Annotated in this window: 9 protein-coding genes; 5 read left to right on the forward strand and 4 right to left on the reverse strand. The window is 69.8% G+C overall.

Features of this window, described 5'->3' with window-relative positions; all coding sequences use genetic code 11:
- The first annotated feature begins 51 nt into the window (after positions 1–51).
- Together PCA76_RS08775 and PCA76_RS08780 are read left to right on the forward strand one after the other, a co-directional pair.
- The gene (locus PCA76_RS08775) at positions 52–831 is read left to right on the forward strand and encodes a DeoR/GlpR family DNA-binding transcription regulator (protein WP_272616554.1); all 780 of its coding nucleotides are present in this window, start codon (positions 52–54) and stop codon (positions 829–831) included.
- Positions 832–981: 150 nt separating this feature from the next.
- The gene (locus PCA76_RS08780; RefSeq protein WP_272616555.1) at positions 982–3756 is read left to right on the forward strand and encodes a discoidin domain-containing protein; all 2775 of its coding nucleotides are present in this window, start codon (positions 982–984) and stop codon (positions 3754–3756) included.
- An 85-nt stretch (positions 3757–3841) separates the two neighbouring features.
- On the opposite strand, the gene PCA76_RS08785 is transcribed toward PCA76_RS08780, so the two are convergent.
- From PCA76_RS08785 to PCA76_RS08795, 3 genes are read right to left on the reverse strand one after another with little or no spacing between them, the layout of a single operon-like run.
- Positions 3842–6049, reverse strand: coding sequence for an RICIN domain-containing protein (locus tag PCA76_RS08785; RefSeq protein ID WP_272616556.1), 2208 nt, complete (start codon positions 6047–6049; stop codon positions 3842–3844).
- Complete coding sequence (locus PCA76_RS08790) at positions 6031–8364, reverse strand: family 20 glycosylhydrolase (RefSeq protein ID WP_272616557.1); 2334 nt, start codon at positions 8362–8364, stop codon at positions 6031–6033. Before PCA76_RS08790 ends, PCA76_RS08785 begins: the two co-directional genes overlap by 19 nt.
- 44 nt (positions 8365–8408) lie before the next feature.
- Positions 8409–9482 (reverse strand): right-handed parallel beta-helix repeat-containing protein, encoded by a 1074-nt coding sequence (locus PCA76_RS08795; protein ID WP_272616558.1) that lies wholly within the window; start codon positions 9480–9482, stop codon positions 8409–8411.
- Between the two features lie 374 nt (positions 9483–9856).
- Between PCA76_RS08795 and PCA76_RS08800 the strand changes: the two genes are divergently transcribed.
- Genes PCA76_RS08800 through PCA76_RS08810 form a run of 3 tightly spaced genes read left to right on the forward strand, consistent with a single transcriptional unit; the run spans position 9857 to position 12600 of the window.
- Positions 9857–10876 (forward strand): 1-phosphofructokinase family hexose kinase, encoded by a 1020-nt coding sequence (locus PCA76_RS08800; RefSeq protein WP_272616559.1) that lies wholly within the window; start codon positions 9857–9859, stop codon positions 10874–10876.
- Complete coding sequence (locus PCA76_RS08805; RefSeq protein ID WP_272616560.1) at positions 10852–11748, forward strand: SIS domain-containing protein; 897 nt, start codon at positions 10852–10854, stop codon at positions 11746–11748. Before PCA76_RS08800 ends, PCA76_RS08805 begins: the two co-directional genes overlap by 25 nt.
- A 9-nt stretch (positions 11749–11757) precedes the next feature.
- Complete coding sequence (locus PCA76_RS08810) at positions 11758–12600, forward strand: class II fructose-bisphosphate aldolase (protein WP_272616561.1); 843 nt, start codon at positions 11758–11760, stop codon at positions 12598–12600.
- A gap of 27 nt (positions 12601–12627) precedes the next feature.
- Here PCA76_RS08810 and PCA76_RS08815 read toward each other — a convergent pair whose 3' ends face one another.
- A complete protein-coding gene (locus tag PCA76_RS08815) occupies positions 12628–13818 on the reverse strand; it encodes an ROK family transcriptional regulator (RefSeq protein WP_272616562.1) in 1191 nt (396 codons plus the stop codon).
- Between the last annotated feature and the right edge of the window lie 27 nt (positions 13819–13845).

Here is a 13845-nt window from a genome sequence, read left to right on the forward strand (position 1 = left end):
CCAGGGATGCAAGGATGGCCGCATGGGCAGGCCAAACGACCGGAGTGAGACGTGAACCAGCACGAGCGGTGGCACCGGCTCCTGGAAATGGTCGCGGCCGAGGGTCAGCTCGACATCGAGTCCACCGCCCGTGAGCTGGGCGTGAGCACGGCGACCATCCGACGTGACTTCGACGAGCTCGCTACCCAGCAACTCGTGACGCGCACCCGGGGCGGCGTGGTCGTCACCAGCGTGTCCTACGACCTGCCGCTGCGGTACAAGGCGGTGCGGCAGGCGTCGGAGAAGCTGCGGATCGCCGCGGCCGCCGTCGCACTGATCCCACCGCGCAGCACGGTAGGGCTCAACGGGGGCACCACGACGACCGAAGTGGCACGGGCGCTCGCGCTGCGCACCGACCCGAACGGGCAGCTGCCGGCGAACACGGTGGTGACCAACGCGCTGAACATCGCCAACGAACTCATCGTGCGGCCGCACATCCGGGTGGTGCTCACCGGCGGGACCGCCCGCCCGCAGTCGTACGAGCTGGTGGGCCGCATCGCCGAGACGATGCTCGCGTCCGTGGCGCTGGACGTGGTCGTGCTCGGGGTGGACGCGATCGACCACCAGCACGGCGCCAGCGCGCACAACGACGACGAGGCGGCGATCAACCACGTCATGGTGACCAGCGCCGCGCGGACGATCGTGGTGGCTGACGCCTCGAAGCTGGGCCGCCGGAGCTTCAACCGGATCTGCCTGCTCGGCAACATCGACACCCTGATAACCGACAAGGCGGCGGACCCGGAGCAGGTGAGTCTCATCGAGCAGGCCGGGGTGAAGGTCGTACAGGTCTGACGGGCGTGTAGCCGGGTACCAGCAAAATGGAACCCGATGCGAAATCACGGCCGACTTCTTGCATCTTAGGTCAAGCAGGTGCAGCATCCCTGCTTATCGGCCTTCGTGAATGTCAGGGCCGCATCGTCCTCACCACACCGGGAGAAAACGATGATCTGGTCATCGCTGCCCGCGCACCGCCCCCGCACCGGCGTCCGAGCCGCCATCGTGGTCCTCATCCTGCTCGCCGCGATGCTGCAAGCCGTACCCGCCGGCGCGAGCACACCGGGACGCGCGACCGGCCTCACGCGGGCCGGGAACACGTACACCATCGCCACCAGCACGGCGGCCCGCATCCGGCTCACCCTGGTACGCGCGGACATCTTCCGCGTCTGGGCCGCACCGGACGGCACCTTCACCGAGCCGGCCGCGAACGAGATCACCGTGCGGACCGACTTCGGCGGGGTCGCCAGCACGCTGACCGACGAGGGCACGGCCTTCCGCATCGCCACCCCGGTGCTGGTCATCCGGATCAACAAGGACCCCCTGACGATGCAGGTCCACCGCCCGGACGGGCGGCCGATCTGGCGGGAGTCGCAACCGCTGGACTGGTCCGCCGGCCGTACCACGCAGCGCCTGGCGCGCGACGCGGACGAGCAGTTCTACGGCACCGGACTGCGCCTGGGGGAGTGGGCGCTCCGCGACAAGACGGTGCCGATCGCCGTGGACAACCGGTGGCGGGAGAACGCCAACGCCAGCCCGGCGCCCTTCTATCTGTCCACCAACGGCTACGGCGTCCTGCGCAACACGTGGGCGCCCGGCTCCTACGGCTTCACCGCCCCGGTGGCCACCACGCACAACGAGGAACGCTTCGACGCGTACTACTTCGTGGGCGATTCGCTCAAGTCGGTGCTCGGCGCGTACACCGACGTGACCGGCAAGCCTTTCCTGAGCCCGATGTGGGGCCTCGAACTCGGCAACGCCGACTGCTTCAACGCGTCCAACCCGGCCTACCAGGGCGACCACAACCGGGCTGGGCACCAGCGGACTCCCGACGTGCTGTCGTACGCGCGGGAAGCCCGGGCCAAGGACATGCCTTCCGGGTGGTTCCTGCCCAACGACGGATACGGCTGCGGCTACACCGACCTGCCGTCGACCGTCGCCGGCGCCAAGGCACTCGGCTTCCAGACCGGTTTGTGGACCTCCACCGGGCTCGGGACCATCGACTCGGAGGTCGGCACCGCCGGCACGCGCGGCGTGAAGACCGACGTCGCCTGGGTCGGCGGCGGGTACCGCGACGCGTTCCGTGGTGTCCAGCAGGCGGTGGACGGTATCGAACGGAACTCTGACGCCCGCCGCTACGTGTGGACCGTCGACGGCTGGGCCGGCACCCAGCGCAATGCCGTGGTCTGGACCGGTGACACGTACGGCCGGTGGGACGACATGCGGTGGACCGTGCCGGCCGTCGCCGGCGCCGGGTTGTCCGGCTTCAACTACGCCACCGGCGACGTCGACGGAATCTTCGGTGGCAGCCCGAACACCTACGTACGGGACCTGCAGTGGAAGTCGTTCACGCCGGCGCTGATGACGATGTCCGGCTGGGGTGCGACCAATCCGGCACCCGGCTACCAGGACAAGCAACCCTGGCGCTTTGCCGAGCCGTACCTGTCGATCAACCGCCGGTACCTGCAGCTCAAGATGCGGCTGATGCCGTACCACTACACGATGAGCCGCGTGGCCAGCGTGACCGGCGTGCCAGCGACCCGGGCCCTGGTGCTGGAGTATCCCAACGACCCGGTCGCCCGCGGCAACGCCACGGCGGGGGAGTTCATGGCGGGCGACGCGTTCCTCGTGGCGCCGGTGGTCTCCGACACCGAGTTGCGCGACGGCATCTACCTGCCGGCCGGCACCTGGACCGACTACTGGACCGGGCGGGTGTACCAGGGGCCGCTCACGCTGAACGGGTACGCCGCACCGCTCGATCGGCTGCCCCTGTTCGTCAAGGGCGGTTCCATCGTGCCGATGTGGCCGCAGATGAACTACACCGGCGAGAAACCGGTCTCCACACTCACCTACGACCTGTATCCGCGCGGCGCGTCGAGCTTCACGCTCTACGAGGACGACGGCATCACCCGCGCCTACCGTGACGGTGCCTATGCCACCCAGCAGGTCGGGATGACGGCACCGACATCCGGCACCGGAACGGTCACCGTGGACGTGGGCGCCTCCACCGGCACGTACGCCGGTAAGCCGTCGTCGCGCTCCTACGAGTTCAGCGTGCACCTGGCGGGCGCTCCGCGAGCGGTCACGGTCGCCGGCCGGACGCTTCCGCCGCTGAGCACGCGCCCGGCCTACGATTCGGCGAGCAGCGGATGGTTCTACGCGGACGGGGTTCTGTGGATCAAGGCCGGGTCCCGGAACACCGCGTTCCAGACTCGGATCGACGGCGCCGTGCTGCCGGTCGCCGGCACCAGTACGACGACGCCGCCGATCCCGGCCGACGGCTGGCGCCTCGTGTACGCCGACAGCCAAGAGACCAGCGCGGAGAACGGCGCGGCCACCAACGCCTTCGACGGTGACCCGGCCACCTTCTGGCACACCGCCTGGTCGTCCACGGCGGCACCCCTGCCGCACGAGATCCAGATCGATCTGGGTGCCACGTACCAGATCGATGGGCTGCGGTACCTGCCACGGCAGGACGGCGGAGTGAACGGCCGGATCGGCCGCTACGAGGTGTACGTGACCGACAGCCTGAGCAACTGGGGCACGCCGGTGGCGTCCGGGACGTTCGCCGACACGTCGACGCAGAAGGTGGTGCCGCTCAGCGCTGCCCGCAGCGGCCGGTACGTGCGTCTGCGGGCACTGAGCGAGGCCGGTGCCCGGGGGCCCTGGACGACGATGGCCGACCTGGCGATCACCGGGACCGCGGTGGCGTCGGGGAACTGACCCCGAGCGGCCGTGGCCCGTCGGGCAGGAGTCGACGTCCTGTCCGACGGGCCATGGCCAGACCCGAGACCGAAAACCGTGCGGACTAGGACAGCGACCACTGCTGACGGGTCGCGCCGCTGGCGGTCCGCTGGATGATGTCCGCTCCGTTGTCCGTGAGCGTTCCGTCGAGGTCGAGCACTCGACCGCTGTTGCGGTTCGTGATGGTGAAATGGGTACCGACCCGCGTGATGCGCCACTGCTGGTTGGCCGAACCGGTGTATGTCCACTGGATCACGTCGGCGCCGTCCGCGGTGGAGTTGCCGGTCACGTCGAGGGACCGACCGCTTCGACGGTTGACGATCCGGTAGTACCCGTCCCCGACGCTGACGATCGACCACTTCTGGTGCAGGCCGCCGTTGTCGGCCCACTGCACGGCGTCGCCGCCGTCACCCGGCGCGGCAACCGCGACCTCCATGACCTTCCCACTGGCCCGGTTCGTGAACGTGAAGTTCGCGTTCGGGTCGAACGAGCCGTTCAGGGCGTCGAGTTCCTTCAGGCTGAACCGCGTCGTCATGATGTACGGGTAGCTCGTGTCGGCCGGGTCGAAGTATCCGTAGGACGTAAGCACGAACGTGCCGTCGGGAAGCACGACGTTGCCCGCGTAGCCGGTGTCGCCGCTCTTGGCCGAGGGCGTGAAGTCCTCCAGCAACCGGACCCGGTACTGGCCCTCGCGGGAGTTGACCAGGTCGTCGTAGGTCCCGACCCAGGCCACCCAGTCGCCGGCCACCCATGCGCCGGTGTTGCTCACGCTGTTGCGGATGATGTCGCGGAAGGTGATGACGAGCCGGCCGGAGGCCGGGTCGTACGTCGCGGCATGACGTTCGCCCATGAGGGCGCCCTGCATCTCGCGCGGCTCGGTCCAGGTGTTTCCCTCGTCGTTCGAGAACGCGACCATTGCGTTCGTGCGCTTGTTCTGCGCCCGGGCGAGCAGCGCGAGTTGGCGACCGTCAGGCGAGCGGATGATCTCGATCTCGCAGAGGCCCGCGTACTTCTCGATGGTGTTGTGCGCGGCGAGGAGCCGGGCCGGCGTGCTCCAGACGGCGTTGCCGCTGGCGTCGAAGGTCAGGTACGTCTTCCAGTTGTTGTATCCGCCGTCGTGGAAGATGCCCATGTACCGGAAGTCCCAGGATCCGTCGGCCTTCTTGAGGCGGACCAGGGTGGCGTGGGCCACGAATCCGGCGAAGCCGGCGTCGGCGAAATGGTGGGTGAACTCGGACCAGGACTGGCCGTTGTCGTCGGAGTAGGCGGTCTTGAACCCTCCGGGGCTCGCCGGCAGGCCGCTGACCAGCAGCAGTCGGGTCGCCCCGGTCGGCTTGACCACCTTGTAGAGGGTGGGGGTCTCCTTGCTGGTGGCCCAGCTCGCCGGCGTGGGAAGCCGACCGGTCCAGGTGCGGCCACCGTCGTCGCTGCGCTTCAGGATGATCTGGCCGGTGCCGTGGCCCATGGGGTACACGGTGAAGATCGTGCGTCCGTCGTCGAGCAGGACGGAGTCGGGGTGTCCGAGGTACTGCCCCGCCTGGCGGTCGGTGAGCACCTGGCGGCGCGTGTCGTCCTTCAGATCCAGAAACGGGATCGTGTAGTCGATGCGCATGCTGAGGTCACTGGTCTCACCCGCCGGGAGCGCGGTGCCGTACACGCGCACGTAGTCGAGGTCGCCGCTGTAGTGCCACTGGGCGCCCTGCACGTCGACGTTGCGGCCGATCCACATCCCGTTGAGGTCGCGGACGTTCGCGAAGAACGCGGTCGAAGGGTGTGTGGCGCGCACCGTTCCGTCGACGTAGAGGCGGGTGCCCTCGGATCCGACGGTCAGGATGGCGGTGTGCCAGACGCCGTCGTTGTAGGGGCCGCCGGTGGACGTCACCTGGGTGGCGTAGGCCCCGTTCTCCCTGTTCTCGAAGTAGACCGATCCGCCGTTGAGGGAGAACGACAGGTTGCTGGACTCGTCTGCGGTGTGCGAGGCGCTGAAGAAGCTCTTCGCGACGGCGGAACTCGTGGACCGGAACCGGACCGCGATCGCCCCCTGGGTCAGGTTCGCAACGCTGGACACGTCGCCGGACTTGTCGACGAAGGTGCTAGTGCCATTGAACGCCTGATTGACCGCGTAGTTCAGCGTCGCGGTGGCCGCGGCGTGCCCTGGGGTCGCCGGCATCAGCAGGCTCAGCAGAAGCATCAGCGCGACTGTTGCGGCGGTGCCGGCCCGGGTCGCCGGGCGGCGTGCCCTCGACCGGGCGTTCATCGGGTGACGGTCCATTGCTGATCGGTACCTCCGCGGTAGGTCGACTGGACGACGGCGGCGCCGTCAGTGGTCGCGGCGTTGGCCACGGTGAGCGCCTTGCCGGAATTCCTGTTGATGATCTTGTAATGCGCTCCGACCGGAATGACGCTCCACAGCTGGTTCGTGCCGCCGTGGTACGTCCACTGGACGACGCTCGCACCGTCGGCGGTGGAGGAGCCGGACACGTCCAACGCCTTGCCGCTGCTGCGGTTGACGATGCGGTAGTAGCCGCCGCCGGCCTCGGCGAGAGTCCAGCGCTGATGCGCCGCACCGTTGCTCGACCATTGGATGGCGCCACCGCCGTCCCCACTGCCAGCCGGCACCTCGAGAACCTTGGTGCTGTTGCGGTTGACGACGCGGTACTCCGTCGACGGGTCGAACGCGGCGGTCGGGGCTGCCGCCGTGGACACCTCGACCTTGTCCGCCGTGACCGCGGTACCGGACGAGCTGGCGTTCCTGGTGTTCAACACCCGCAGCCGCAGGACGTGCGGGCCCTGCGCGAGCAGTCCACTGCTGAAGACCAGGGCCTGGTCCACCCGCGTGGCGGCGTACAGGTCGACCACGGTTTCCGGGCCGCCGTCGACCGAGACGGCCGCCCGCCCGTGGTTCGCGGCTCTGGCGGCGAAGAGCTTGATCTTGTTTCCGGTGAATCGCACCTGGTAGGCGCTGTCGAGCGTGCTGCTGTAGTGGTCGTCACCCTGGTACTGCCGGGCGCCGTTGGTTCCGTACTGCCAGGTGCCCGAGTAGCTGAACTGGTTGTCGCCGGTCCCCGTGGTGTTGTCGTTGACCTGGACCACGCTCGGCACCCCCGGTGCGTCCCCGATCGCGTCCACGCGGGAGAAGAACGCCTCCACGGTGCTCGATCGTGGGCCGCCCCACAGACGCTCGGCGAGGACCTCGGTCGGCCGCGTGGCGTACTGGTCGAACCACTCGTCGGTCTGGTGTTCCACCGCGTCCGACCAGCGGGCGATCTGGTAGCCGTTGACCTTGGCGTTCTGGTCCGGAGCCCAGCTCTCGTAGACGTTCTTCGAGTTGACGTAGAGGTTCAGGCCGGGAGTCACGTACAACGTGCTCTCCGGAACGCCGACCACCGTGTACCCCAGGTTGTAGAAGTAGTTCAGCGACCCGGTGTACGGCGTCAGGACGATGTTGGTCGCCGGCTTGATGCTCGTCTGCTGGCCGTTCGTTTCCCACCAGTTCCACAGCTGGGCCGTCTTGCCGTACGACCGCACCTTGTCGTTCATCAGGTTCATGAACTCGGTGAAGACGTCACCCGGGTAGGGAAAACCCCGTGCCTGCGCGTAGTTGACCAGCTCCGGGCAGCTGTTCTTGGCGCTGTCGTTCTGGTATTCGTCGCCGCCGATGTGGAAGTAGGGGCCGTCGAACAGCGGCACGAACTCCGACAGCAGGTTCATGACGAACGTCCGGGCGGAGTCCTTCGTCAGGTTGAGCGTCCAGCCGCCGTTCGACCCGCCCGGCCAGGGCGCGTAGTCCATCGACGAGCAGGTGAACCGCATCGTCGGGTCGTAGGTCGTCATGGCGGTCGCGTGGCCCGGCAGGTCGATCTCGGGAACGATGGTGATGTGGTACCGCTTGGCGACATCCTGCAGCCGGCGCAGGTCGGCCTTGCTGTAGGACTGTGCCGAGGCCAGACCGGGGTAGCGGTCGCTGCGCAGCCGGAAGCCGTTCCATTCGGTGAGGTGCAGGCGCAGCGTGTTCAGACGCAGCCACGCCATGCGGCGGAGAAGGTTCTCGAGGTAGTCCATCTCGTAGAAGTGCCGGCCGACGTCGAGCATCACCCCCCTGTCCCGGTACTGCGGGTAGTCCCGGATCGATCCCGCCGGAACGGTGGTCGCCGTCGCGCTCTGCTTGATCATTTGCAGCAGGGTCTGGGTGCCGTAGTACACGCCGGCCGCCGCGTTGCCACGGACCACGACGTTCGAGCTGGCCGTCAGCAGGTACCCCTGGTCGCCGATGCCGGTATCGGTGGTGGCCAGGGTGAGCAGGATGTCGCCGGTCGCGGGCGCCGCCGACGAGATGACCGGTACGTCGACACCGCTGATCGCGCCGAGGTCGACGCGCAACGAGGTCGCCGCCGCCGACAACTGGGCGGTATGGGCGGGGTCCACCAGGATCCGGGAGGTCGCGGTCAGCGTGTAGACGCCGGTGCCGCCGGTCCACTCCCGGACGCTCGGCGCGACCTGGGGCACCGGATTGGCCGCGTGCGCCGCCGACGGTACCTGGAGCCCCACGCTGGCCAGCAGGGTGGTGAGTAGGAGAAGAAGACGCATCTGGTGGGAAGAGAACACTGTCGTGTACCTCCGGTCGGGAACGCTCAGAGCGGCAGAAGATCCTTGACGTTGCCCTGCAACAGGGGCAGATTGCCGCTGTTGGCCTGTGTGCCCACCAGGTGCACGGGAGTCGCGCCGGTGCACCTGACGGTGAGATTGGACAGGGTGCAACCGGACAGCATCCAGCGGGTGCCCAGCAGGTTCGTGGCGCGGATGTCGCTGTACCAGAGGGTGTTGCCGGTAAAGGTCGGTGGCAGCAGGCCCTCGACGACCACGCCGGTGCCGGGGTCGCGGTCAGCTCCCCCGATCGGGAACGACAGCGCGGTGGTCCAGCGCACGGGGACGCCGCCGTTGGAGTGATTGAAGGTGTTGCCGGTCAGGCTGCCGTGCCCCCAGTTGTCACTGGTGAGCGTCCCGTACGGGCTGGTCTGCGCGAACGAGTAGTAGGCGCCGTAGCATCCGACGACGATGTTGCCGTTGATCGTCCAGTTCCCGGACGAGTTCCAGACCGCGAGTCGGCACGATGTGAAGCTGTTCGCGGTCAACTGCGAGTATTCGCTGCGGTCGGCCAGCGAGACACCGAAGTAGCAGCGGTGGAAGGCATTGCCGCTCACCTTGAGCCGGTAGCCGAAGTAGTCGTCCGCCGTCGATCCGGTTACCGCGAGGCCGGCGCCGCGCCAGTTCGTGAAGTCGCAGTCCAGGATCCGTACGCCGGTGCTGCGGCTGATCCGGACGCCGACGTGCGCGAACTGCGGTGCTGAGCCGACCGGGCTGGTCTGGCGGCCGAGAAAGTGGACACCGCTGATGGTGACGTTGCTGCGGCCCACGATGGACAGGGCACCGGTCTGGTCGTTGGCGACGGTGACCGTCGCACCGTTGCCGACGATGAGGCAGTGGTCGGGCAGGGTGACGGAGGCCGACAGGGTGTACGTGGCACCGGGTGCGAGCTGTACCTGAGGCGTACGGGCGAGGACGGCGTTCCAGTCGTCGGCGACGCCGAGAACCGGCAGGGACGTCGAGGCGATCGCGGCATCCGCCCGGCCGGGCGGTGCGACGGCGGCGAGGGCACCGGCGGCGCTCGCCACAGCGACCGCGCGGCGGGAGATTCGTGTGGTCATAGTTGTCCTTTGGACAGCAGGAATGTCCTACGTCAGATGTCGGACGAACTTACGAGCCTTATCGACACTCGTCAAGGGATCGCGTGCCGGCACCCGCCTCTGCAACTTTCTGCAAGCTCTGCGTCGTGCCGAGGCGCGACGAGCCGACTCCGGTGCCGGGCGTTCCGGCCAGGTTCAGGACGCCGAGCGTGGGGGATGCACCTTGACGGCAGTGAGGTCAGATCCTAGGGTCTGCAACATACTGATTGATTCCGGCGCAGAGATGTCACGATAGATCATGCATGCTCGTGGGGCCGGCATCTTCCGGAGGAGGCGGCGGATATGAAACGACATCGGTGTGCCGCGCTCCCGCCGACCGCCGCCGGATCAGCCAGATGACCGCCGAAGCCCTGCCAAGGGCCCGGGGGCGCGGTGACCTGATCGTCTCGGTGGCGCTCAATCCGGCCCTGGACATCACCTACACCGTTCCCGAACTGGTGCCCGACACGTCGCACCGGGTGACGAGCGTGGTCGCCCGTGCCGGGGGCAAGGGTCTGAACGTTGCCCGGGTCCTGCGTCAGCTGGGCGCCGAAACCCTGGTCCTCGGCCTGCTCGGCGGTGCCGCTGGCGAGCACATCGAGGCCGAACTGGCGGCGTCCGGCATGCCGGCGCAGTTCACCCGCGTCGACGGTGAGACCCGCCGGACGGTGACCGTCCTCGCGCAGGGCACGGCGACGGTCCTCAACGAACCAGGCCCGCACGTCACCCCGGCGCAGTGGGCGGCGTTCCGGGAGGCGTTCGCCGAGCGGGCCCGCGTGGCGCGGGTGGTGGTGCTGTCCGGCAGCCGGCCACCGGGCGTCCCCGAGACCGCGTACGCCGACCTCGTCACCATCGCGCGGGCCGGCGGCGCAGAGGCCATCGTGGACGCCGAGGGCCCCGCGCTCCGGCACGCGCTGGCCGCGGCACCGGCACTGGCGAAACCGAACGCCCACGAGGCGGCGGACCTGCTCGGCCGCCCGGTACGCACCCGCGACGACGCCGTGGCGGTGGCGCACGAACTCGTCCGACTCGGCGCCAGCGCGGGCGTCGTCTCCCGTGGCGCGGACGGGTTCGTGGCGGTCAGCGGCGGCACCGCCTACAGCGCCCGCGCGCCCGAACGGGTGTCCGGCAACCCGACCGGCGCTGGCGACGCCCTCGCGGCCGTGCTCGCGTACGGGCTCGTCACCCGCGCGCCGTGGCGGGATGTCCTCGCCCGAGGCGCGGCCGTCTCGGCGGCTGCCGTCGCCTGCCGGTGGGCGGGCGAGTACGACGACGCCGTGGCTTCCCGACTGCTGTCCCGAACCACTGTGGAACAACTGGATGAGCACCGCACCAACAGAGAGCAGGAACCGTGTCGTACGTCGCCTCCGAGATAGCCTCCCAGCCCGAGACGTGGCGTCGCGCCGCGGACCTGGTCGCCCAACCGGGCGTGGCGCGGGCCCTGCCCCAGCCCGGTGAGCGGGTCGCCGTGGTCGGCTGTGGCACGTCGTACTTCATGGCGCAGAGCTTCGCGACGCTGCGTGAGTCGGCGGGCCAGGGTGAGACCGACGCCTTCGCCGCCTCGGAGTTCCCCGCCGGGCGACGGTACGACCGCGTGGTCGCCATCACCCGCTCCGGCACCACCACCGAGGTGATCCGGCTCCTCGAGCAGTTGCCGCCCGGCAGCCGTTCGACCGTGCTCACGACCGATGCCGACCGGCCGGTGAGCCGGCTCGTGAGCGACTGCGTCGTCCTGGACTTCGCCGACGAGCAGTCAGTGGTGCAGACCCGCTTCGCCACGACCGCGCTCGCCGTCTGGCGTGCCGGTCTCGGGGAGGACCTGACCGTGCCGATCGCCCAGGCGCGGGCCCAGCTGAACACGCCACTCGACCCGGCCGTGGTCGGTCGGGACCAGTTCACCTTCCTCGGCACCGGCTGGACGGTGGGGCTGGCGCACGAGGCGGCCCTCAAGCTGCGGGAGGCGGCACAGATGTGGGCCGAGTCGTACCCGGCGATGGAGTTCCGGCACGGTCCGATCAGCGTGGTGGACCACCGGTCCGTGGTCTGGATCTTCGGGCCGGTGGTGCCCGGCCTCCGCGACGATCTGGCCGCCACGGGCGCGATCGTGGTGCACGAGGACGTCGACGCCATGGCGCACCTCACCACCGCGCAGCGGCTCGCGGTCGAGCTCGCGGTCCGTCGCGGCCTGGATCCGGACCAGCCTCGGCTGCTCACCCGAGCCGTCGTCCTGACCGCGCCGGCCGCCTGAGGACCGCTGATGCCCCTCGTTCCCACCGCCGACCTGGTGGCGGCGGCCCGTGCCGCCGGCACCGGCGTGCTCGCGTTCAACGTCATCACGATCGAGTACGCCCAGGCGATCGCCGCCGCGGCGGAGCGTGCCGGCCGGCCCGCGATCCTGCAGATCAGCCAGAACGCGGCGCGTTACCACTCGGGCCTGTCGGCCATCGCCGCGGCGACGGCCGAGGTCGCCTGGACGTCCAGCGCGGCCCTGTCGCTGCACCTGGACCACGTCGACGACATCAGCCTGCTGGAGCAGGCCCCCGACGCCGGCTTCAGCTCCGTGATGGTCGACGCGTCCGCGCTGGCGTACGCCGCCAACGTGGCCACCACTCGTAAGGCGACCGACTGGGCGCACGACCACCAGCTGTGGGTGGAGGCGGAACTCGGCTACGTCGGCGGTAAGCCGGACGCTCCGGCGAGCGCGCACACCGCCGGCGTCCGCACCGACCCGTCCGAGGCCGCCCGGTACGTGGCCGAGACTGGCGTCGACGCCCTGGCCGTCGCGGTGGGCAGCTCCCACGCGATGGCCGACCGAACCGCCTCGCTGGATCTCGACCTGGTGGCGGCGATCCGCGACGCCGTACCCGTGCCCCTGGTCCTGCACGGTTCCTCCGGCGTGCCGCTGGAGCAGATCCGCGCCGCGGTCGGTCGTGGCATGGTGAAGATCAACGTCGGTACGGCCCTCAACGTGGCGTTCACCGACGCGGTCCGTGGCGCCCTGCCGGAATCCCGCGACCCGCGCCGGTACCTCGCAGCGGGCCGGGACGCGGTGACCGGGGTGGTCGAGCGCCTGCTCATGCTCCTTCCCGCGGCACCGTAGCCGGAAGGCGCGCCGTGGGTGCTGGTCCTACGCCGTGGGCAGGGCCGGCAGGGGTTCGGACATGTTGAGCCGCAGGGCCGCCGCGACGGCGCCCAGGGCACCACCCTCGTCGCCGAACTGGGCCGTCACGACGTCCAGGCGGCGCGTGTGTCCGGGGATTGCCAGCTGGCCGATCGCCGCCCGGACCGGTTCGAGCACCGCTTCGCCGGCATGGGCGAGGGTGCCGCCGATGGCGACCTTGCCCGGGTCCAACTGGACCACCATTCCTGACAGGACCCGGCCGAGCAGCAACGCGGCGTGCCGCACCACGTGCTCGACGATCGGCTCGCCGGCACGTGCCCGCGCGGCCAGATCGGCCGGGTCCGCGACCGTCACACCACGGCGGGCGCACTGCTCGATCAGCGCCGACGGACGGATCAGCAGCTCCAGGCAGCCACGGCCACCACACGGGCAGGGATCGCCGTCGGGCTCGACGCTGACGTGGCCGATCTCGCCGGCCGCGCCGTTCGCGCCCCGGGCGAGCCGGCCGTCGACGATGAGCCCGCCGCCCACGCCGTCGCTCCACCGGACGTAGATGGCGTCCCGCACGTCACGGGTCGCTCCCCAGGTGCCTTCGGCCAGCGCGGCCAGCCGGGAGTTGTTGTCGGTGACGACGACGACGCCGTACCGGTCCTGGATTCGGGTGCTGACCTGCTTCGCGGCCACCGAAGGGCTGCTGCCACCGGCCGGACGACCCCGACCGGCCACCAGGCCGGGCAGGCCGAGACCAATGGCCTCCAACGCGCGCAGGTCGATGTCGTGCTCCTGCACGAGATCGTCGATCAGCTTGATCGCCGCGTTGGCGCGCCGGGCCGGCCCCGCCGTCAGCGTGACGGGGCGGCTGCCCCGGGCCAGGATGTCGTGGCCCAGGGTGGCGACGATGACGGTGATCGTCGCGCGCCCGAGGTCGATGCCGACGATGCGGCCGGCGGACGGGTTGAGGCTGACGGTCGTGGACGGCCGTCCCCGGCCCCGGTGGCCGGACAGCGCCGGCTCGCGTTCGACGACCACACCGCGGGCGATGAGGTCGCCGATGATGTCGAACAGCGTGGTGCGCGACAGCCCGGTCAGCCGGATGAGGTCGGCCCGGCTGAGCGGGCCGGCGCTGCGGAGCTGGGCCAGCAGGGCCTCGGTGTGCGCGAGCCGCACGCGTTGCATGGCATCCGGGCGTTCGATCACGGCACCATCATGACCGATACCTGCTTT

The organism is Micromonospora sp. LH3U1 (assembly GCF_028475105.1).
Taxonomy (GTDB): domain Bacteria; phylum Actinomycetota; class Actinomycetes; order Mycobacteriales; family Micromonosporaceae; genus Micromonospora.

Coding starts and splice junctions, on each gene's coding strand:
- PCA76_RS08780 (WP_272616555.1), top strand. CDS start 982: ATGATCTGGTCATCGCTGCCCGCGCACCGCCCCCGCACCGGCGTCCGA.
- PCA76_RS08785 (WP_272616556.1), bottom strand. CDS start 6,049: ATGGACCGTCACCCGATGAACGCCCGGTCGAGGGCACGCCGCCCGGCG.
- PCA76_RS08790 (WP_272616557.1), bottom strand. CDS start 8,364: ATGCGTCTTCTTCTCCTACTCACCACCCTGCTGGCCAGCGTGGGGCTC.
- PCA76_RS08795 (WP_272616558.1), bottom strand. CDS start 9,482: ATGACCACACGAATCTCCCGCCGCGCGGTCGCTGTGGCGAGCGCCGCC.
- PCA76_RS08800 (WP_272616559.1), top strand. CDS start 9,857: ATGACCGCCGAAGCCCTGCCAAGGGCCCGGGGGCGCGGTGACCTGATC.
- PCA76_RS08810 (WP_272616561.1), top strand. CDS start 11,758: ATGCCCCTCGTTCCCACCGCCGACCTGGTGGCGGCGGCCCGTGCCGCC.